Source organism: Streptomyces populi (assembly GCF_002911015.1).
GTDB classification, from domain to species: Bacteria; Actinomycetota; Actinomycetes; order Streptomycetales; family Streptomycetaceae; genus Streptomyces; species Streptomyces populi.
Genome location: NZ_KZ626859.1, coordinates 37605 through 58612, shown reverse-complemented (window position 1 = coordinate 58612; position 21008 = coordinate 37605). Strand labels below are relative to the sequence as shown.

Genomic DNA, 21008 nt, shown 5'->3' with positions numbered 1-21008 from the left:
GCCGTCTGAGCGGCCGCGTGCGTCCCTCGTGATGCTCCGAGACGGCATATGTGGGCCCGCACGGCAGCCCCTGGCCGGGGGAGAGTGCCGTCTCAGGGCGTCACCCACGCGTAGCGGTGTTCCGGGCGCCCTGTGTCGCCGTACTTGAGGGAGAGGCGCAGCCGCCCGGCCTGCTCCAGGTGCCGCAGATAGCGCTGGGCGGTGGATCGGCTGAGGCCGGTCTCGGAGGCCACCTCGTGGGCCGACAGCGGTTGGCCCGCCTGGTGCAGCACGTCGCAGATCAGGTCCGTGGTCGGCTCCGAATGACCGCTGGGGAGTCCGGGGGAGGCCGGCGCGGGTGCGGTGCGCAGGGCCCCGAAGATCCGGTCGACCTGTTCCTGGCCCGTCATACCGTGGCCGCCCACCCGGTCGACGGTGCGGCGCAGGGCGGCATAGGAGTCGAGGCGGGTGCGCAGGGCGGTGAAGGTGAACGGCTTGATCAGGTAGTGCAGGGCGCCCAGACGCATCGCCGCCCGTACCGTGGCCACATCGCTCGCCGCGGTGATCATGATGACATCGGTGCCGTGACCGTTCTCCCGCATCTGGTGGACGAGTTCGAGCCCCGTCCGGTCCGGCAGGTAGTGGTCGAGCAGCACCAGGTCGACGGGAGCGCGCTCGATCGCGGCCAGGGCCTGGGCGGCACTGTGCGCGCGGGCGGTCACCCGGAATCCGGGAACCTTGCTCACGTACTTCGCGTTGATCTCGGCGACGCGGAAATCGTCGTCCACGACCAGGACGTCAATCATCGGGCCTCTTCCTCTCAAGGCCTGGGCGAGTGTTGCGCCCGTGTTTCGGCTCCGTTGTTGTAGCGCGAGCAAAATGAGCACAACAGACCCTTGCGAGCAGAAGAACGCCTTGCGCCCAGAAGACTGATGCTGTGGCCCGCACCACACCTACGGTCCCGGGCCATGAGCACAGACACCGGCCCCGCCATCGAGCTGCGGGGCGCGAGCAAGATCTTCAAGACCCCGTCAGGGGGTTTGCACACGGCCGTCAGGGAGCTTGACCTGACTGTCGGCCGGGGCGAGTTCGTGGCCGTCGTCGGACCGACCGGCTGCGGCAAGTCCACCACGCTGACCCTGGTCAGCGGTCTCGAGGAGCCCACCGAGGGCGAGGTCCTGGTCGCCGGAGAGCCGGTCGCCGGCGTCGGGGACAAGGTCGGATTCGTCTTCCAGCAGGACGCCACCTTCCCCTGGCGCACGGTTCTGTCCAACGTGATGGCCGGGCCCCGGTTCCGCGGTGTGCCCAAGGCGGAGGCGAGGGAGCGGGCCCGGGAATGGCTCGCCCGGGTCGGGCTCGCGGCCTTCGAGGACCGTTACCCCCACCAGCTCTCCGGTGGTCAGCGCAAGCGCGTCGCCCTCGCCGCGACCTTCGTCAACGACCCCGAGATCCTGCTGATGGACGAGCCCTTCTCGGCGCTCGACGTGCAGACCAGGGCGCTGATGTCCGACGAGCTGCTCGAACTGTGGGAAGGCACGGGCGCCTCGGTCGTCTTCGTCACCCACGACCTGGAGGAGTCCATCGCGCTCGCCGACAAGGTCGTCGTGATGACCGCGGGTCCCGCCACCGTGAAGCAGGTCTTCGACATCGATCTGCCGCGGCCGCGCAAGGTCGAATCGGTGCGCCTGGAGCCTCGGTTCATCGAGATCTACCGCGAGATCTGGGAGTCCCTGGGCGAAGAGGTCCGTATCACCCGCGAAAGGGGTGCCGCACATGTCGCCTGAGGTCCTCAGCGCCCCGGTCGTCGACACGGCCAAGTCCTCGGACCGTGCGCACTCCCGTGCCCGTGCCGCCCGTCGGCGCAAGCTCGTGGTGGGCGCCGCCCGGGTGCTGCTCCTGGTCGCCGTGCTCGGCCTGTGGGAGGTGCTCTCGCGGACCGAGGTCATCGACCCGTTCAACTTCTCGATGCCCTCGAAGATCTGGGAACAGATCCAGACCTGGGTGATGCACGGGACCGCGCTCGGCCCTCTCGGCGAGCAGATCTGGTACACGCTTCACGAGGCGCTGCTCGGCTGGGTCATCGGTGTGGTCGCCGGCGTGCTCTTCGGCATCGCCCTGGGACGTGTCACCTTGCTCGCGGACATCCTCGGTCCGTACATCAAGGTGCTCAACTCCATACCGAGGATCGTCCTCGCGCCCATCTTCGTGATCTGGTTCGGGCTCGGGCCCGCCTCCAAGGTCGCCTCGGCCGTGGTGCTCGTCTTCTTCCCGGTGTTCTTCAACGCCTTCCAGGGCGCCCGGGAGGTCGACCGGAACCTGGTGGCCAACGCCCGGATCCTCGGCGCCAGCGATCGCCGGGTGACCCTGCAGGTCGTCATACCGTCCGCCACCTCGTGGATCTTCACCAGCCTCCATGTCAGTTTTGGTTTCGCGCTCATCGGCGCGATCGTCGGCGAGTACATCGGTGCCACCAAGGGCGTCGGCCTGCTCGTCGCGCAGTCGCAGGGCACCTTCAACGCCGCCGGGGTGTACGCGGCGATGGTCATCCTCGCCGTCGTCGCTCTGCTCGCCGAAGGGCTGCTGACGTTCGGCGAACGCCGCATCTTCCGCTGGAAGCCGTCGGACTCCGACCGCTGACCCCACCCCGGCAAGCACACCCGATCTCACCCTCACGCACGTACGGGCCCGCCCGTGCGCACGATCCCGCCGTACGCACGGCCTCCCCTCCACTCACAAGGACGTGAACCACCATGCGCAAGACCGCCAGATACTCCGCGCTGGCAGCCGCCGGTCTGCTCGCCCTCACCTCGCTCACAGCCTGCGCCAACGACGCGGCGAGCACGACGGCCGACTCCGGAAACGGCGGCGGCAAGGGGGAGCACGTCAAGATCATGGTCGGTGGGCTGGACAAGGTCATCTACCTTCCGGCGATGCTCACCCAGCGGCTCGGCTACTTCGCGGACGCGGGTCTGGACGTCGAGCTCCTCAGCGAGCCGGCGGGTGTCCAGGCCGAGACAGCCCTCGTCTCGGGACAGGTGCAGGGCGCGGTCGGCTTCTACGACCACACGCTCGACCTGCAGACCAAGGGCAAGGCCGTCGAGTCGGTCGTGCAGTTCTCGCACGCACCGGGCGAGGTCGAGATCGTCTCGGGCAAGCGCGCGGGAGACATCACCTCGCCCAAGGACTTCAAGGGCAGGAAGCTCGGCGTCACCGGGCTCGGCTCCTCGACCGACTTCCTCACCAAGTACCTCGCCGTCAAGAACGGGGTTCAGGTCAGCGAGTTCACGCCGGTCGCCGTCGGCGCCGGACCGACGTTCGTCTCCGCCCTCGAGAAGGGCGCGATCGACGGCGGCATGACGACCGATCCCACCGTCGCCACGGTCATGGAGAAGAAGCTCGGCAAGGTACTCGTCGACATGCGCACGCCCGAGGGATCGCAGAAAGCGCTCGGTGGGCCGTACCCCTCGTCAAGCCTGTACATGCAGACGGACTGGGTCAACGGTCACAAGGAGACGGTCCAGAAGCTGGCCGACGCCTTCGTGAAGACCTTGAAGTGGATGTCCGGGCACAGCGCCTCCGAGATCGCCGCCAAGATGCCCGCCGACTACTCCCAGGGCGACAAGACGCTGTACGCCGGGGCCATCGAGAGCACGCTGCCGATGTTCACCGACGACGGGGTGATGCCCGAGAACGGGCCCGAGACCGTCGAGAAGGTCCTCAAGGCGTTCAACCCGAACATCAAGAACGCCGACGTGGATCTGAGCAAGACGTACACCACGGAGTTCGTGAAGAAGGCGGCCGGCTGACCGTCCGCGGCCGGGACCGCGCCGAGCCGCCCCGTCGTGCGTACGACCGGTCTTTCCCGCCGGCCGTACGCGCGACGGGGCGGCCGTTCGCGTGCCGTCGGCCAGGTCATCAGCCGCGGGGCGCCCAGACGTAGCGGTGCTCCGGGCGGCCCGCGTCGCCGTACCTGAGGGTCAGGCCCGCCTTCCCCGTGCGCTCCAGGAGCTTCAGATAACGCTGTGCGGTCTGCCGGCTCAGCCCGGTCTCCTCCGCGACCTCCTGGGCCGACAGCGAGCCCTCCGCGTTCACCAGCGCGCGCCGTACGAGTTCGGCGGTCGGAGGGGAGTGTCCCTTGGGCAGGCCGGGCACGGTGCCCGCCGAGAGGGTCCCGAAGATCTTGTCCACTTCGGACTGCTCGGCCGTGCCGCCGCGGTCGAGGGTGCGCCGCAGATCCGCGTACGTCTCCAGCGCGGAGCGCAGCCCGGCGAACGAGAACGGTTTGACCAGGTAGTGGAGCACGCCCTGGCGCAAAGCCGTCCGTACGGTCGTGAGGTCACGTGCCGCGGTCACCATGACCACATCGATCTGAAGTCCCCGTCGGCGCATCTCCTGGACGACCGCGAGCCCTGTCTCGTCCGGCAGGTGGTGGTCCATGAGGACCAGGTCCGGGCGCGGCGCCACCTCCATCGCGCGCAGCGCCTCGGCGGCGCTGTGCGCCAGGCCGGCGACACGGAAGCCGGGCACCCTTTCCACGTAGGCGGCGTTGACGCGAGCGACCCGGGTGTCGTCGTCCACGACCAGGACCTCGATCGTCACGACTCTCCGCGGGTGTTCCCGGCGTTCCAGGTGCTCCTGGCGCCCCCGGCGGTGTCCCTCGGCGCGAGCGACGGGTCCGTCAGCGCCTCCGGCAGGACGACGGTGAACTGCGCGCCGCCGCCGTCCGCGTCGGCCACCTCCGCGCTGCCGCCCTGCCGCTCGGCGAGGCGCCGCACCAAGGAGAGGCCGATCCCGCGCTTGCCGTGCGCCGGCGGCCGCTTCGTGCTCCAGCCGTCCGTGAAGATCACCTCCCGCCGATCCTCCGGGATGCCGGGCCCGGTGTCCCGTACCCGCAGCACGGCGGTCCGCCCCTCGACGCGCAGTTCGACCTCCACGCGCGCGTGCGGCGTGCCCGCGACGGCGTCGAGCGCGTTGTCGACGAGGTTGCCCACGACCGTGACGAGTCCCCGCGGGTCGACCAGCCGGTCCGGCAGTGTCGTCCGGTCCGAGATCCACAGCGCCACGCCACGCTCGGCCGCCACGGTCGCCTTGCCGACCAGAAGTGCGGCGAGCAGCGGATCGTGGATCTTCTCGGTGACCTGTTCCGCGGTGACCCTATGGTCCCCGACCACCTCCCCGATGAACTCCATGGCGTCGTCGTACATCTCCAGCTCGAGCAGCCCCAGAAGCGTGTGCATCCGGTTTGCGTGCTCATGGTCCTGCGCGCGCAAGGCGTCGATCAGTCCGTGCGTGGAGTCGAGCTCGCGACCGAGCTGCTCCAGTTCGGTCCGGTCGCGCAGGGTGGCCACGGCGCCGCCGTCCTCGGTGGGCATCCGGTTGGCGACCAGGACGCGCTGGCCGCGGACGGTCAGCAGGTCCTTCCCGGTGACGCGTCCGGCCAGCACGTCCGTCGTACGCCCCGGACCCAGCGCGTCGTCGAGCGGCTGCCCGACGGCCTCGTCGCCGACCCCGAGCAGCCGCCGCGCCTCGTCGTTCAGAAGACGTACGCGACCGCCGAGGTCGAGGGCGACCACGCCCTCCCGGATGCCGTGCAGCATCGCCTCACGTTCCGCGAGCAGCGCGGAGATGTCGGAGAAGGCCAGGTCACGGGTCTGGCGCTGGACCCTGCGGGAGATCAGATACGCGGCCAGCGTGCCCACGGCCATGGCCCCGCCCGCGTACGCGAACAACCCCGGGATCGCGTCGATCAGCCGGGCCCGCACGCTGTCGTACTTGATCCCCACCGACACCGCGCCGATGATCCGGCCGTCGGCGTCACGCAGCGGCACCTTGCCCCGCGCGGAGCGCCCCAGGGTTCCGGTGTCGATCTCCATGACGTCCCTGCCGGCCAGGGCCTGCTTCGGGCTCGTCGAGACCGGTCTGCCGATCTCGGCTGGGGCCCTGTGCGACCAGCGGATGCCCCGCGTGTCCAGCACGACGACGTACTCGGCACCACTGGCCTTCCGTATCCGCTCGGCCTCGGCCTGCACGGGGCCGGTCCTCGAGGGGGCCGTCCGCCGGAGGTCCACGGCGATCTGCGGCTGGGCGGCCGTGGTCTGCGCGATCGCCAGGGCACGCCGCATGGCCTGGTCGTCCAGTTGCGCACTGAGCGGCGCCAGGAACAGCCCGGTGGCGAGTACGGCGACTCCCGCAGCGATCGCGATCTGCATCAGCAGCACCTGGGCGAACACCCGCCGCGGCAGACCGAGGCGCAGTCGTCGTGCGAGGGGAGTGGGGCTCATGCCCATGACGGTACGGGGGCGTGCGCGCCCCTCCGAAGGGAGTGTGGCGTGGATCTCTTGGCCAACGGTCGAGGTCGTCGCGTCGCGAGGGCGTCGCGGATCCGGTCGCGGAGAACCGGACACGGCGCGGGGGCGGCCCTTGCGGCGGACCCGCGGCCGGTCGGACCCGGCTCCGGCCGTGTGTTCGGGATCCGCGCCGTCAGCAGGCCACGGGGACGGCCGTCTGCTCCAGCTGCCGCACGGCCACCACGTCCATCCGCGCGGGTGAACCGAGAGCCGAGCCACAGCTCTCCGGGCGGGGCGGCAGTGAGGCGCCCTGCGCGACGACGACCCGCCACAGGCGGCCGTCGGAGTGGGCGACGGTCACCTCCCAGCGCGGCGCGGTGCCGTCCGTGCGGATCACCGTCAGGACATCGGCGGCCCGCTCGCCCGACGACGCGCGTACGGCCAGCTCGGCCGCCTGGCCGGGGCGTTCCCAGGCGGAGTTCCCGCGACACCCCTCGGTGACGACCCGGCCCTCCCGGACGCCCTGGAGGATCTCCTCGACGGCGTGGGCCTCGGTGCGCCCGTACGCGTAGCCGTACGGCAGGACCAGCACGGTGGGCGAGAAGCGATGACCGCCCAGATGGGTGACCTCCCAGGTGCCGTCGACGCCGGAAGCGGCCAGTTCCGCCGCCAGGGGGCGGCCGAGCAGGGCGCAGCAACGGTCGCGTTTGCCGTTGGTGCAGACGAGGGCCAGGGGGTCGCCGGTATGGGGCCGTCCTCGGAGAACGTCGTCGAAGGAGCGCGGATCTCCCGCGCCGAGCGCGGTGAGGTCGAGGTCGAGCAGCCGCCCGGGATCACGCGTCATGGCGCTGTGCAGCCACACGCCTCCCGGGGTGGTGTGGGCCGCGTACACATGCCGTTCGGAGGGCGAACCGCAGTCGGCGTGGCGGCCGGGGCGCCGGATGAGCGCGATCCGCACCCCGGTGTCCTGCGCGGCCGCTTCGAGGGCGCGGCCGAGCGCGGGGTCCAGGTGGCTCGAGGTGAGCGCCTTGGCACCCCAGGGCCCGGGCTGCTCGATGAGCAGCCATGTCCTCGCGGTGGCCGCGGTCCCGGAAAGAGGCTCGTCGAGCTGCCGTGACGCGGTCGTGCACGTACTCACAGAGGTGAGCCTAACCTGACTTCCTCCGGAGTGGCTTCCCGCCGTCCCCATGGGGGCGCATCGGGGGTGGTCCAGGGGCGCGACCGGGTGCGCGGAGGCATGGCCGGGAGACCAGCACTCATGAGGAGCGCACGGGCCCGTTCTCCGCGCCCGGCGTGCGCCGTCTAGCGCGGCAGCGGCTGGGGCGGTCGCTCGCCCACGTAGTGTCCGCTCGGCCGCATCCGCAAGGGGCGTTCCGCGTACTCCTCCAGGGTGTGGGCGATCCAGCCCGCCGTCCGGGCGACAGCGAAGATCGTCTCTCCCGCCGAAGCCGGCATGCCGGAGGAGGCGGTGAAGACGGCCAGGGCGAGATCGACATTGGCGTGCAGAGGCGCGTGCCGGGCCGTGGTGGCCACCACGTCACGGGCCGCCGCCAGCGCGGGCGCCGCGCCGGGCACCTCCTCCAGGAGGGCGAACAGGGCACGCGCGCGCGGATCCTCGCCCGAGTAGAGCCGGTGGCCGAGTCCGGGGACACGGCGCCCGGCGCGCAGTTCGTCGGCGACCACGGGAGCGGCGGTTCCCCGGTCCAGGACGTCCAGCAGCAACCGGTGGGCGAGTCCGCTGGCCGCCCCGTGGAGGGGTCCTTCGAGGACGCCGAGGCCCGCCGACACGGCCGCGTACGCGTGGGCGCGGGCCGACGCCGCGACCCGGACCGCCAGTGTCGAGGCGGCCAGATCGTGGTCGACGAGCAGCCCGAGTGCCGTGTCCAGAACGCGCAGTGACGCGTCGTCGGGTGTGCGTCCACTGAGCCGGTCCCACAGCCGTTGAGCCAGTGGGCCTTCGTCGCGGCGGTCGCCTCGCACGGTCGGGAGCGCGGCGACGAGGGTGGGGATGAGGGTGCGACCGGTCCCGAGGACGGCGCTCTCGGAGAGGTCGAAGCGCAGCGGGTCGGCGGCAGCCGCGGCGATCGCCGCGACGCGCAACCGGTCGGTCGGTCCGCTGTGTTCGGGCAGGGCGTCGACACCGCGCCGTGCTGCGGCCACGGATGCCTCCGGGGCCGTGAACGTGATGCCGGGACGCAGTTCGCCGGTCCACAGCCACTCGGCGATCTCCTCGTAGGAGTGCCGCGCGGCCAGTTCCGTCGCGTCGACGCCCCGGAAGTAGTACCGGTCCTTGTCGATCAAGGTGATGCGAGTGCGGACGGAGAGTTCGCCGCCGCCGCTCGAACTGACGTCGCTCTCCCGCCTGTTGCGCCGCGCGAGTGCCTCGACCTCCTTGGCGTCGAACGTGCTCCCGCGGCCTCCCGGCTCCCGCCTGCTGCGGAGCTGGCCGCGGCTCACGTACGCGTACACGGTCTCCGGCTTCACGCCGAGCAGTTCGGCGGTCTCCTTGGTGCTGAGCCGTCGGCCTTCGTGTGCCGGCGTCGCAGCTTCTCGATCCCTCATGGGCGCCACCGTATCCGTGGATCGTTATATTGATTCAATCAATATTGACAGTTATAGAGTCAAGCATGGACAGTCGAATCAAGTCCAGGGAGGAAACATGCCGATCAACCAAGCCGCGTCCATCTCCGTCGACCGTTCTGCCGACGTGCTCGCCGACGTGCCGCGGGGACTCGCGGGCGTCGTCGTCACCGACACCGAACTGGGTGACGTCAGGGGGCGGGAGGGCTTCTACCACTACCGTCAGTACTCGGCCGTCGATCTCGCGCAGGCCTGCGGCTTCGAAGAGGTCTGGCATCTGCTGGCCCACGGCGAGCTGCCCGACGAGGCTCGCCGTGCAGCCTTCGCCGCGCGGACCGCGCGGCTGCGCCGACTGCCGGACGACGTGCGCGCCGCGCTGCCCGCGATCGCGGCGGCGACCGGGCCGTCGGGGCCCCTCGCGGGGCTGCGTACCGCGTTGTCGCTGCTCGGGGCCTCGCTGGGGTTCCGTCCGGTGTACGACATCGACGCCGGGCGCCGCCGTGACGACGGCCTCGCGGCGACGGCGGCCGTGCCGACACTGCTCACCGCGCTGTACCGGATCGGACAGGGTCTGGACCCGGTGGAGCCGCGCGACGATCTGGGGTACGCCGCCAACTACCTGTACATGCTGACGGGTTCGGAGCCGGACGCCGCCCGCGCCCGTGCGGTGGAGCGATACCTCATCTCGACCATTGACCATGGATTCAATGCGTCAACGTTCACGGCGCGGGTGATCGCCTCCACCGGAGCGGATGTGGCGGCCTGTCTCGTGGGGGCGGTCGGGGCTCTCTCCGGCCCTCTCCACGGCGGCGCCCCCAGCCGCGCCCTGGACACCCTCGACGCGATCGGGACCCCCGACCGCATCGACCCCTGGATCCGCGAACGCGTCCTAGCCGGCGAGCGCATCATGGGTTTCGGGCACCCCGTCTACCGCACGGAGGACCCGCGCTCGCGGATGCTCCGCGGGATCGCCCAGGAGTTCGGCGGCCCGCTCGTGGAGTTCGCGGTGGAGGTGGAGCGGCAGGTGGAGGCGATCCTGGCCGAACTCAAGCCGGGCCGCGAACTGCACACCAACGTGGAGTTCTACGCCGGGGTGGTCATGGAACTCTGCGGGTTGCCCCGCGAGATGTTCACCCCCACCTTCGCCGCCGCCCGCGTGGTCGGCTGGAGCGCGAACATCATGGAACAGGCGGAGGACTCGAAGATCATCCGCCCGGCGGCTCGCTATGTGGGGCCTCGGGCGCCGGTGACGGTGCCGAGAGGGTCTGTCCGGGTTCCGTCGTCGACGGGTTCGGGTTCAGGTCCGCTGCCGTCCGTTCGGACTCCTCGCGTGGCGCCGTGAGGCGGGATCGGTGATCGCGGGAGCCGGGACAAGGAGCCGGGACAAGGAGCCGAGACAAGAGGTCCAGCACCGATCGGGGCTGGACCTTGGGAAGCTTCTGTCGAGCGGTGCGGCGCGGGGTGGGCGCCGGTGCGGCTCGGCCTCCGGCGACAGGGGTGCTGTGCGGGGCGTGTGGGTGGCTGCGGGGCGGGCCGGTGGAGAAGCGCGCTCTCCGGAGGGGGGTCGGGGTGGCCGACGGATCTCGACGGACCGCGCATGTGCCCTGTCTCGGCCCCGTGACCGCTTACCGCTCGGGGATGTCCTTCTTCGCGCGGAGGAGCGTCTCCCTGCTGATGATCACAATGCGCTCGTGGTCCGCACGTGCCGCGTCGTGGGGGAGCTGGCCGTCGAGGGCAGCCGTCGCCTCCGTGCCGATGACGGCGAAATTCCCGTCGCTCAGCTCGAAGATGTCAGGGCAGGTCTCGCCCGACAGGCTGCCTCGTTCGCGTGGAGATGCGCCGATACGGCGCACGATCTTCAACTGGATCCCGGTCCTCAAGTTTAGACAGTGAAAACTGGGACAGATTAGGAAAAAACGGAGAGGTAGTAAAGTTGGCGACCTGCCTCGTGAGGATGTTGAGCCACGGAGTCAACTCGCTTGCCAGAGTTGCCAGTTGGGTCAAATGTTAACCCTGCTCCGGAGGTAACTCGCCCACCACCCACCACTCCTCCGTATCCGATTCATCCAAATCGCGGATGAGCGTGTCCACCATTCGGCCCACTCGTGCCTCCTGCGAGGCCGATCGAAGGCTCGCGCGATGGTGGCGTGTCGCGTCCCAGTAGTCGCGAAAGATCGCGCTCTGGCAGATCACTCGAAGGTGGCCGTGCAGTTCGTCCCAGGTGACGTCCCCGGCCCGGTGGGCCCGCAGGGCGTTGGTGTAGATGGCGTTGGCGAAGAGGTACTGGCGCCGTTTGGTCGGGTCCACCTTGTTGATGGTGCTCAGGACCTCGGCGAGATCCGGGTCGTTCAGCGCTTTGTCGAGGAGGTAGGTCTGAAAGCGTTGCTGTTCCGCCAGTCGCGCGTTCCGGTCGTCGGCCTCCAGCGCCTGCGTGACGCGCAGGCGAAGTGCCTCGAACCGGCGCTGCTGGGCGACCAGGACCGCGAGGACCCCTACCGCGAACGCGAGCCCTGCCGTGGCGGCAGAACTCAGCCTCCGCACCCCATGGTTCTGTGTGGTCATGTCAACCCCCGAATCAGGCGACCGTCCGCAGGTCGTCGGTCGTGGGGCGACAGGGAGCGGACCGACGAGCGTTGGGCGGCGCGCTTGCCGCATCCCAGTGTTGCCGAGCGGCTCTGATCGGCGGGGAGGCGGAGAGGAGGCGCACGGAAGGATGTGCGGGTCGCATCCACCGGCGCCATGTCCAACGTGTGCCCCGCGAGCGCCGCCGACAATCGTTCAGTTCGGGGTGTTTCCGCCCACTCGTATGCTGGAGCGGCATTCATCATCCGCGTGAGCGCCGGCCCCGTGAGCCGGTGCGCGCACAGGTTCAGAAGAGGGGCGCATGGTGAGTTTGTCGAGTACCCGGCAGATCCCGGTCGTCGTTCTCGCCGGCTTCCTGGGTTCCGGCAAGACCACGCTGCTCAACCATCTCCTGCACCGCAGCGGTGGCAGCCGTATCGGAGCCGTCGTCAACGACTTCGGCGCGATCGAGATCGACGCGATGGCGGTGGCCGGAGCACTCGGCGACTCCACCGTCTCCCTCGGCAACGGGTGTCTGTGCTGTGCGGTCGATGTCAGTGAACTCGATCAATATCTGGATCGGCTCGCTCGGCCCTCTGCGGGGATCGACGTCATCGTCATCGAGGCGAGCGGGCTCGCCGAACCCCAGGAACTCGTGCGCATGGTGCTCGCCAGCGAGCACCCGGGGATCGTGTACGGAGGGCTCGTCGAGGTCGTCGACGCCGCCGAGTTCGCGGGCACCCGCGAGAAGCACCCCGAGATCGACCGGCACCTCGCCCTCGCCGATCTCGTCGTCGTCAACAAGATCGACCGGGCCGGCGACGCCGGGCGTGTGCTGGCGGCCGTCGGGGAGCTCACCGACGGGGCCGCGATCGTTCCCGCCACCTACGGCCGGATCGATCCCGAGTTCCTCTTCGACTGCAGGCCCGGTGAGGAGCGCATCGGACAGCTGTCCTTCGACGATCTCCACCGGCACGACGGGGGCGACGGCAGGGAGGGCGATCCGGGGGAGTGCGGCCACGAGGACCGCGGACCGGAAGAGCGCGGTCACCTCGGCCATCTGCACTCCGCCTACGAGTCCCTCTCCTTCCGCTCCGAAGTACCGCTCGGGCCACGGAGGTTGATGGCCTTCCTCGACACCCGGTCCGAAGGGCTCTACCGGATCAAGGGGCACGTCGACTTCGGCGTCCAGGACGTCCGCAACCGGTACGCCGTGCATGCCGTCGGGCGGTTCCTGCGCTTCTACCCGGAGCCCTGGAACGGTGCGGACGAGCGGTGCACCCAGCTCGTCCTCATCGGCTCCGGGATCGACACGGTGGCACTGGCCAAGGAGCTGGAGGCATGCGAAGAGGACGCCCCGCACGCCGACGAACACAGCATGTGGGGCGTCCTCCGCTACGTACAGGAGCCCAGCCCGGAGGGCTGATCGCGGGGCTACACCGGGCCGGCCACCACCGACACGGGCTTGCCCAGCGACACGCCCGAACCGTCACGGCGCGGGTCGATGTCCGGCAGGTCGACGGGCATGCCGGTCTTCTGTGCCGCGCGCCCCGGCGTCGCACCGGCCCAGGCCAGCGACAGGCAGTCCTCGCCCTTCAGGAACCGCTGGCAGCGCACACCGCCCGTGGCGCGGCCCTTGCGCGGGTACTGGTCGAAGGGAGTCAGCTTGGCCGTGGTCTGGACGGAGTCGTCCAGCGTCCCGCGTGAACCCGCCACCGTGAACACCACCGCGTCGACCGCCGGGTCGACCGCGGTGAACGAGATCACCTTCGCGCCGTCCGTCAGCTTGATGCCCGCCATGCCGCCCGCGGCACGGCCCTGCGGACGTACCTGAGAGGCCTGGTAGCGCAGCAGCTGGGCGTCGTCCGTGATGAAGACCAGGTCCTCCTCGCCGGTGCGCAGCTCGACGGCGCCGACGATCCGGTCGCCGTCCTTGAGGGTGATGACCTCCAACTCCTCCTTGTTCGAGGGGTAGTCGGGCACCACACGCTTGACGACACCCTGCTCCGTGCCGATCGCGAGGCCCGGCGACGCCTCGTCGAGGGTCGTCAGACAGATCACCGTCTCGTCCGGCTCGAGGGAGGACAGGAACTCCGAGACCGGAGCACCCCCGGAGAGGTTGGGCGCCGACGCCGTCTCGGGCAGCTGCGGGAGATCGATCACGTTCAGGCGCAGGAGACGGCCGAGGGACGTGACGGCACCGACCTCGCCGCGTGCCGTCGCGGGCACCGCGGAGACGATCACGTCGTGCTTGGTGCGCTTGCCGTCCGGGTCCTCCCCGAAGGGGGCGGCGGTCACCGTACGCGCCAGCAGTCCCGTGGAGGACAGCAGGACGCGGCACGGGTCGTCGGCGACCTGGAGGGAGACGGTCGCGGCCGGCGTGCCCGCGGACTCCAGGAGCACCGTGCGCCGGTCGGTGCCGAACTTCTTGGCGACCGCGGCCAGTTCACCGGAGACCAGCTTGCGCAGCTCCGTGTCCGACTCCAGGATGCCGGTCAGCTCGTCGATCTCGCCGTTGAGGCGGTCGCGCTCCGACTCCAGCTCGATGCGGTCGAACCGGGTGAGCCGGCGCAGCGGAGTGTCCAGGATGTACTGCGTCTGGATCTCGGAGAGGGAGAAGCGCTCGATCAGCCGCTCCTTGGCCTGCGCCGAGTTGTCGCTGGAGCGGATGAGGCGGATGACCTCGTCGATGTCCAGGAGGGCGACGAGTAGTCCCTCGACCAGGTGCAGCCGGTCGCGCTTCTTGCCGCGGCGGAACTCGCTGCGGCGGCGCACGACGTCGAAGCGGTGGTCGAGGTAGACCTCCAGCAGCTCCTTGAGGCCCAGGGTGAGCGGCTGGCCGTCCACCAGCGCCACGTTGTTGATGCCGAAGGACTCCTCCATCGGTGTCAGCTTGTAGAGCTGTTCGAGGACCGCCTCCGGCACGAAGCCGTTCTTGATCTCGATGACCAGGCGCAGGCCGTGCGCACGGTCGGTGAGGTCCTTGACGTCGGCGATGCCCTGGAGCTTCTTCGAGCCGACCAGGTCCTTGATCTTGGAGATCACCTTCTCCGGACCGACGGTGAAGGGCAGTTCGGTGACGACGAGGCCCTTGCGGCGCGCCGTGACGTCCTCCACCGACACCGTGGCGCGGATCTTGAAGGTGCCGCGGCCCGACTCGTAGGCGTCCCTGATCCCGGAGAGGCCGACGATCCGGCCGCCGGTGGGCAGGTCGGGTCCCGGGACGTGCTTCATCAGCGTCTCGAGGTCGGCCCCCGGGTAGCGGATGAGGTGCCGGGCGGCGGCGATGACCTCGCCCAGGTTGTGCGGCGGCATGTTGGTGGCCATACCGACGGCGATGCCCGACGAGCCGTTGACCAGCAGGTTCGGGAAGGCGGCCGGGAGGGCCACCGGCTCCTGCTCCTGGCCGTCGTAGTTGGGCGAGAAGTCGACGGTGTCCTCGTCGATCGACTCGGTCATCAGCGACGTCGCGTCGGCCATCCGGCACTCGGTGTAACGCATCGCGGCCGGAGGGTCGTCGTTGCCGAGCGAACCGAAGTTGCCGTGGCCGTCGACCAGGGGCAGGCGCATGGAGAAGGGCTGCGCCAGACGCACCAGGGCGTCGTAGATCGACGCGTCGCCGTGCGGGTGCAGCTTACCCATGACCTCGCCGACGACGCGGGCACATTTCACGTAGCCGCGGTCGGGGCGCAGGCCCATCTCGTTCATCTGGTACACGATGCGGCGGTGGACCGGCTTGAGGCCGTCGCGGGCGTCCGGCAGGGCTCGAGAGTAGATGACCGAGTACGCGTATTCGAGGAAGGAGCCCTGCATCTCGTCCACGACGTCGATGTCGAGGATCTTCTCCTCGTACGAGTCGTCGGGCGGCGGGGTCTTCGTGCTGCGGCGGGCCATCGCTGCTGCGGCTCCTTCACAGTCTCTGCCGGGGCATGAACGGGTTCTGACGCGCACCATTGTGGACCGCCCCACTGACAACGCCGACCGCGACCCGTCCGTAGCGCCTCCCGGGCGCGCTCCGCGGGCGCCTTCGGGACCGGCCCCGGGTGGCCGTCGAGCCCGGTGCCGGGCGGCCCCCGGACGCGTTCACGGTGGTTCCCGGAAGGGTTTCCCGGATGTGCCGGGGACACGCGCAAGTCTCGCTCTCGGCGTACGAGGTGCGGGAACTTCGCCAGGCGTCCGCGCGCTTGCATACAGTGGCAGGACCGACAGGAATGACGCAGTTCCGCGATCGAAGGGACGTACATGCCCATGGGTCACACGGCCACAGCTGAGGCAGGCTCCGGCGGTCTGACAGCGACCGAGCACCGCCTGGCCAACGGCCTGCGCGTGGTGCTCTCCGAGGACCATCTGACCCCGGTCGCCGCGGTGTGCCTCTGGTACGACGTCGGCTCGCGCCACGAGGTCAAGGGCCGGACCGGACTCGCCCACCTTTTCGAGCACCTGATGTTCCAGGGCTCCAAGCAGGTCCACGGAAACGGCCACTTCGAGCTCGTCCAGGGAGCCGGCGGCTCGCTCAACGGTACGACGAGCTTCGAGCGCACCAACTACTTCGAGACCATGCCCGCCCACCAGCTGGAGCTCGCCCTCTGGCTGGAGGCCGACCGCATGGGATCGCTGCTCGAGGCGCTGGACGACGAGTCCATGGAGAACCAGCGCGACGTGGTGAAGAACGAGCGCCGGCAGCGCTACGACAACGTTCCGTACGGCACCGCCTTCGAGAAGCTCACCGCGCTCTCGTACCCCGAGGGCCACCCGTACCACCACACCCCGATCGGGTCGATGGCGGATCTGGACGCGGCCACCCTGGAGGACGCCCGCGCGTTCTTCCGCACCAACTACGCGCCCAACAACGCGGTCCTGTCGGTCGTCGGCGACATCGACCCGGAGCAGACGCTCGCCTGGGTCGAGAAGTACTTCGGTTCCATCCCCGGGCACGACGGCAAGCCCGCCCCGCGGGACGGCTCGCTGCCCGACATCATCGGCGAGCAGGTGCGCGAGGTCGTCGAGGAGGACGTTCCGGCGCGTGCTCTGATGGCCGCCTACCGGCTCCCGGAGGACGGCACGCGCGCGTGCGACGCGGCCGACCTGGCACTGACCGTCCTGGGCGGCGGAGAGTCCTCCCGCCTCTACAACCGGCTCGTACGCCGTGACCGCACCGCCGTCGCGGCCGGATTCGGTCTGCTGCGGCTCGCCGGGGCGCCCTCCCTGGGGTGGCTGGACGTGAAGACGTCCGGTGACGTGGAGGTCCCGGTCATCGAGGCCGCCGTCGACGAGGAGCTCGCCCGGTTCGCCGAGGAGGGCCCCACCGCCGAGGAGATGGAACGCGCCCAGGCCCAGCTGGAGCGCGAATGGCTGGACCGCCTCGGCACCGTCGCGGGCCGCGCCGACGAACTGTGCCGCTACGCCGTCCTGTTCGGCGACCCGCAGCTCGCCCTGACCGCCGTGCAGCGCGTCCTCGACGTCACCGCGGAGGAGGTCCGGGAGGCCGCCGAGGCCCGCCTGCGTCCCGACAACCGGGCGGTGCTCGTCTACGAGCCGACCGCCGCCGAGGCCGCCGACGCGGCCGACTCCGCCGACGAGACCGACGAGGAGGCGGCGAAGTGACCGAGCTCGCCACCATGGACTTCCACCCGCAGCCCCAGGCCGGCCAGCCCAAGCCGTGGGCGTTCCCCGCCCCCGAGCGCGGCACCCTGGACAACGGCCTGACCGTGCTGCGCTGCCACCGCCCCGGCCAGCAGGTCGTCGCCGTCGAGGTGATCCTCGCCGCGCCGCTGGACGCCGAGCCCGCGGGCCTGGACGGCATCGCCACGATCATGGCGCGCGCCTTCTCCGAGGGCACCGACAAGCACTCCGCCGAGGACTTCGCCGCCGAGCTGGAGCGCTGCGGCGCCACGCTCGACGCGCACGCCGACCACCCCGGCGTCCGCCTGTCCCTCGAAGTGCCCGTCTCGCGCCTGGCCAAAGCCCTCGGCCTGCTCGCCGACGCCCTGCGGGCCCCCGCGTTCGCGGACAGCGAGGTCGAGCGGCTGGTGACCAACCGGCTGGACGAGATCCCGCACGAGACGGCCAATCCGGCCCGCCGCGCGGCCAAGGAACTCTCCAAGGAACTGTTCCCGGCGAGCACGCGCATGGCGCGCCCGCGCCAGGGCACCGAGGAGACCGTCCGGAACATCGACGCGGCGGCCGTCCGCGCCTTCTACGAGAAGCACGTGCGTCCCGCCACGGCCACCGCCGTCGTCGTCGGCGACCTGACGGGCGTCGATCTCGACGAACTGCTCGCCGACACGCTCGGCTCCTGGACCGGCTCGTCCGCCGAGCCCCTTCCCGTGCCGCCGGTGAGCGCCGACGACACCGGCCGCGTGATCATCGTCGACCGTCCCGGCGCCGTCCAGACGCAGCTGCTCATCGGCCGTGTCGGCGCCGACCGGCACGACCGGGTGTGGCCCGCCCAGGTCCTCGGCACGTACTGCCTGGGCGGCACCCTCACCTCGCGCCTCGACCGCGTCCTGCGCGAGGAGAAGGGCTACACCTACGGCGTACGGGCCTTCGGCCAGGTCCTGCGCTCCGCGCCGGACGGCACGGGAGCCGCGATGCTCGCCATCAGCGGCTCGGTCGACACGCCCAACACCGGTCCGGCGCTCGACGACCTGTGGAAGGTGCTGCGGACCCTCGCGGCCGAGGGGCTGACCGACGCGGAGCGCGACGTTGCCGTGCAGAACCTGGTGGGTGTCGCACCCCTCAAGTTCGAGACGGCGGCGGCCGTCGCGAGCACGCTCGCGGACCAGGTCGAGCAGCACCTGCCGGACGACTACCAGGCGACGCTCTACCGGCAACTGGCCGCCACCGGCACCGTGGAGGCGACCGCGGCGGCCGTGAGCGCCTTCCCGACGGACCGGCTGGTGACCGTCCTGGTGGGGGACGCGGCGCAGATCGCGGAGCCTGTCAGGGCCCTCGGAATCGGTGAAGTCACCGTGGTGGCAGCCGAGTAGAACCCGTGCGACCCAGGAGGGCCCTGACGGCTGAAGAGCCGTCAGGGCCTTCTTCTTCCCGTACGCCGTTCCCAAGATGTCCCCATTCGTACGGCGGTTGCCCTTCTGCCCTGTGGGATGCGTTACAAAAATCGTGATCCGTTTGTTGTTCGAACGACGCCCCGCTTAGCGTCGTTCCGGCTGTCCGTCAGGCAGTGCGCCGCGCCCGCGGCACCGGACAGTCATCGCCGAGTCCCCCATGGCGCGAGCCAGGGGAGCCGGGGACCCATACGCAGTCCCTGGGGTGAATCGGACGCCCTCCCCCGAGGGGGTCCGTAGGAGACCTTCCTGCTCCGAACCCGTCAGCTAACCCGGTAGGCGAGAGGGAAGGAAAGGATCAGCCTCTACATGGCGTTCTCCTGTGGCACCGGCAAGCACCGTCGTCCGAGCCGCGTGCACAGCACGACCACGACCGCCGTCGGGGTCGCGGCACTCACCACCACCGGTGTGGTCGGAACCCTGGCCGCCCCCGCGCTCGCCGCGGAGGCCTCCGTCGACCAGACGCAGACGGGGCTGACCCAGGCCGTCGACCTCAACGACACGGTGGCCGACCAGATCGACGCCCAGGCTTTCGCGCAGCAGCGCGCCGCCGAAGAAGAGGCCGCGCGCAAGCAGGCCGAACAGACCGCGCGCAAGCAGGCGGCGGAGCAGGCGGTCAAGCTCCGCGAGGCCAAGGAGCGCGCCGCCCGTGAGGCCGAGCGCAAGCGTCTGAACACCTTCGTCATGCCGATCACCGGCTCCTACGTCTCCACCGGCTACCAGGCGAGCAGCAGCCTCTGGTCGTCCGGCAGCCACACCGGCGTCGACTTCCACGCCGGGACCGGCACGTCGGTCCACGCCGTCGGCGCCGGCACGGTCGTCACGGCCGGCTGGGGCGGCGCGTACGGCAATCAAGTCGTGATCAAGATGCACGACGGCACGTACACCATGTACGGCCACCTGTCGTCCATCGGCGTGTCCGTGGGGCAGGCGGTCACCCCGGGGCAGCAGATCGGCCTCTCCGGCGACACCGGCAACACCACGGGGCCGCACCTCCACTTCGAGGCCCGTACGACCGCGGAGTACGGCTCGGACATCAACCCGGTCGCGTACCTGCGCTCGCACGGCGTCAACGTCTGACGACCGCTTCGCGGCTTCTCCACCGCTTTCGATGCCCCGGCTCACCGAGTCGGGGCATCGTCGTTTCCGGAGGCCCTCTGTCCAAAAAATATCCATGGATTCGGGACCGCCATCGGAAATTCAGGCTTCCTGCAATAGAGTCACTGAACAAGCGTCAATCGATGGCGTTTCGCGGGGATTAAAGCGGAGGTCGGTCATGCGTATTCCGGCGCACTCGGTGTGCACGGCGATCCGTGACGACATCGTCGCGGGTGTCTACGGACGCGGCGGCCGGCTCACCGAGGAACTGCTCGCGCGGCGCTACGGCGTCTCCCGCGTCCCCGTCCGCGAGGCCCTGCGCACCCTGGAGGCCGAAGGCTTCGTGGTCACCCGACGGCACGCGGGCGCGTGTGTCGCGGAGCCCACCGAACAGGAGGCCGCGGACCTCCTGGAGATGCGCATGCTGCTGGAACCGCTGGGTGCCGCGAGGGCGGCGCAGCGGCGTACGGAGGCCCACCTCAAGGTGCTGCGAGGCCTGGTCAGGCTCGGGCAGGAGCGTTCCAGGAAAGGGAACAGCGAGGATCTCCGCTCGCTGGGCGGCTGGTTCCACGAGACGCTCGCGCAGGCCTCGGGCAGTCCCGCGCTGACCTCCACGCTCGCCCAGCTGCGCCACAAGATCGCCTGGATGTACTCGGTGGAGGCGCCGGCCGACCCCGCGGAGTCCTGGGCGGAGCACGGAGGCATCGTGGACGCGGTCGCCCGCGGCGACAGCGAGCGGGCCCGCGCGATCACCGCCCTGCACACCGAGCGCGCGACGGCCGCGCACCGGCTCCGTTTTCCCGGCGGCGACCGGTCGGACCGTGTGAGAAGTTCGCAACATCCCGTAAACACGACGGGCCCGTGTCATTAACACGGGCACCGTATACAAAGAGGGATATTCGACAGGGGCTCTTTTCTGATGCCCTTTTATTCGTGTGTCCGTAATTTCGGCGCACGCCATTCGCGTGTCCATGGCGCGAGGGTCGCACGGGACGCGTGGGGAATTCCCGGGCGGACGCGGAAAACGGCCGAGCCGCGCCGCCCGGTGAAGGGGAGGCGCGGCTCGGCCGTGTGCCGCTCGAGTACCTTGCGGGCTCAGACGGTCTCGGGGAGCTCGTCGAGGCCCTCGGCGACCAGCTTCGCCAGGCGGTCCAGGGCGGCGTCCGCGCCCTCGGAGTCCGACGCGAGAACGATCTCCTCGCCACCCTCGGCGCCCAGGCCGAGGACCGCGAGCATGGAGGCCGCGTTGACGGGGGTGCCGTCGGTCTTGGCGATCGTCACGGGGATGCCCGAGGCCGTGGCGGCCCTGACGAAGATGGAGGCGGGGCGGGCGTGGAGGCCCTCGGTCCAGCCGACGTTGACGCGGCGCTCAGCCATGTGATGCTGCCCTTCAGGTGCTCAAGGTTGTCTAGACCAGTGTTCCATATCGCGAGGT

At 70.3% G+C, this 21008-nt stretch carries 18 protein-coding genes and 1 riboswitch; of the genes, 9 read left to right on the top strand and 9 right to left on the bottom strand.

What is annotated here, in order from left to right; all coding sequences use genetic code 11:
* Window positions 1-92: 92 nt before the first annotated feature.
* Window positions 93-785, bottom strand: coding sequence for a response regulator (locus CW362_RS13210; protein WP_103549619.1), 693 nt, complete (start codon window positions 783-785; stop codon window positions 93-95).
* Window positions 786-947: 162 nt separating this feature from the next.
* Here CW362_RS13210 and CW362_RS13205 point away from each other — a divergent pair, with 162 nt between their 5' ends.
* From CW362_RS13205 to CW362_RS13195, 3 genes are all read left to right on the top strand, one after another.
* The gene (locus CW362_RS13205) at window positions 948-1763 is read left to right on the top strand and encodes an ABC transporter ATP-binding protein (RefSeq protein ID WP_103549618.1); all 816 of its coding nucleotides are present in this window, start codon (window positions 948-950) and stop codon (window positions 1761-1763) included.
* The gene (locus tag CW362_RS13200; protein ID WP_103549617.1) at window positions 1753-2616 is read left to right on the top strand and encodes an ABC transporter permease; all 864 of its coding nucleotides are present in this window, start codon (window positions 1753-1755) and stop codon (window positions 2614-2616) included. The genes CW362_RS13205 and CW362_RS13200 overlap by 11 nt, the downstream gene beginning before the upstream one ends.
* Window positions 2617-2729: 113 nt before the next feature.
* Window positions 2730-3785 carry an ABC transporter substrate-binding protein gene (locus CW362_RS13195; RefSeq protein ID WP_103549616.1) on the top strand — a complete coding sequence of 352 codons (1056 nt, stop codon included), beginning with the start codon at window positions 2730-2732 and terminating at the stop codon, window positions 3783-3785.
* A gap of 109 nt (window positions 3786-3894) precedes the next feature.
* Here the strand turns inward: CW362_RS13195 and CW362_RS13190 are convergent, their stop codons facing one another.
* The 4 genes from CW362_RS13190 to CW362_RS13175 form a co-directional block, all read right to left on the bottom strand.
* Window positions 3895-4578, bottom strand: a complete 684-nt coding sequence (locus CW362_RS13190; protein WP_206300946.1) for a response regulator — start codon at window positions 4576-4578, stop codon at window positions 3895-3897.
* On the bottom strand, window positions 4575-6260 hold the full coding sequence (locus CW362_RS13185; protein WP_103549650.1) for an ATP-binding protein: 1686 nt from the start codon (window positions 6258-6260) through the stop codon (window positions 4575-4577). Before CW362_RS13185 ends, CW362_RS13190 begins: the two co-directional genes overlap by 4 nt.
* Window positions 6261-6459: 199 nt before the next feature.
* Entirely contained in the window at window positions 6460-7404 is a 945-nt protein-coding gene (locus CW362_RS13180; protein WP_103549615.1) for a sucrase ferredoxin, read from the bottom strand.
* Window positions 7405-7568: 164 nt separating this feature from the next.
* Window positions 7569-8828, bottom strand: coding sequence for a citrate synthase (locus CW362_RS13175; protein WP_206300945.1), 1260 nt, complete (start codon window positions 8826-8828; stop codon window positions 7569-7571).
* Between the two features lie 97 nt (window positions 8829-8925).
* Here CW362_RS13175 and CW362_RS13170 point away from each other — a divergent pair, with 97 nt between their 5' ends.
* On the top strand, window positions 8926-10188 hold the full coding sequence (locus CW362_RS13170; protein ID WP_376453602.1) for a citrate synthase/methylcitrate synthase: 1263 nt from the start codon (window positions 8926-8928) through the stop codon (window positions 10186-10188).
* A gap of 283 nt (window positions 10189-10471) precedes the next feature.
* Here CW362_RS13170 and CW362_RS13165 read toward each other — a convergent pair whose 3' ends face one another.
* A complete protein-coding gene (locus CW362_RS13165; protein WP_103549613.1) occupies window positions 10472-10708 on the bottom strand; it encodes a hypothetical protein in 237 nt (78 codons plus the stop codon).
* Between the two features lie 145 nt (window positions 10709-10853).
* Window positions 10854-11408: a DUF6082 family protein gene (locus CW362_RS13160; protein ID WP_103549612.1), complete on the bottom strand. Its 555-nt coding sequence runs from the start codon at window positions 11406-11408 to the stop codon at window positions 10854-10856.
* 322 nt (window positions 11409-11730) lie between these two features.
* Between CW362_RS13160 and CW362_RS13155 the strand changes: the two genes are divergently transcribed.
* Window positions 11731-12834 carry a CobW family GTP-binding protein gene (locus CW362_RS13155; protein ID WP_103549611.1) on the top strand — a complete coding sequence of 368 codons (1104 nt, stop codon included), beginning with the start codon at window positions 11731-11733 and terminating at the stop codon, window positions 12832-12834.
* Window positions 12835-12842: 8 nt separating this feature from the next.
* Here the strand turns inward: CW362_RS13155 and CW362_RS13150 are convergent, their stop codons facing one another.
* A complete protein-coding gene (locus tag CW362_RS13150) occupies window positions 12843-15302 on the bottom strand; it encodes a DNA gyrase/topoisomerase IV subunit A (protein WP_103549610.1) in 2460 nt (819 codons plus the stop codon).
* 354 nt (window positions 15303-15656) lie between these two features.
* On the opposite strand from CW362_RS13150, the gene CW362_RS13145 reads away from it, so the two are divergent.
* The 4 genes from CW362_RS13145 (at window position 15657) to CW362_RS13130 (ending at window position 20444) form a co-directional block, all read left to right on the top strand.
* A complete protein-coding gene (locus tag CW362_RS13145; RefSeq protein ID WP_103549648.1) occupies window positions 15657-17012 on the top strand; it encodes a M16 family metallopeptidase in 1356 nt (451 codons plus the stop codon).
* On the top strand, window positions 17009-18397 hold the full coding sequence (locus CW362_RS13140; protein WP_103549609.1) for a M16 family metallopeptidase: 1389 nt from the start codon (window positions 17009-17011) through the stop codon (window positions 18395-18397). Before CW362_RS13145 ends, CW362_RS13140 begins: the two co-directional genes overlap by 4 nt.
* A gap of 215 nt (window positions 18398-18612) precedes the next feature.
* Window positions 18613-18772, top strand: a riboswitch (cyclic di-AMP (ydaO/yuaA leader).
* 12 nt (window positions 18773-18784) lie between these two features.
* Complete coding sequence (locus CW362_RS13135; protein WP_103549608.1) at window positions 18785-19555, top strand: M23 family metallopeptidase; 771 nt, start codon at window positions 18785-18787, stop codon at window positions 19553-19555.
* A gap of 196 nt (window positions 19556-19751) precedes the next feature.
* Complete coding sequence (locus tag CW362_RS13130) at window positions 19752-20444, top strand: GntR family transcriptional regulator (RefSeq protein WP_103549607.1); 693 nt, start codon at window positions 19752-19754, stop codon at window positions 20442-20444.
* A 224-nt stretch (window positions 20445-20668) separates the two neighbouring features.
* Here CW362_RS13130 and CW362_RS13125 read toward each other — a convergent pair whose 3' ends face one another.
* Entirely contained in the window at window positions 20669-20950 is a 282-nt protein-coding gene (locus CW362_RS13125) for an HPr family phosphocarrier protein (RefSeq protein ID WP_103549606.1), read from the bottom strand.
* Window positions 20951-21008 lie beyond the last annotated feature (58 nt).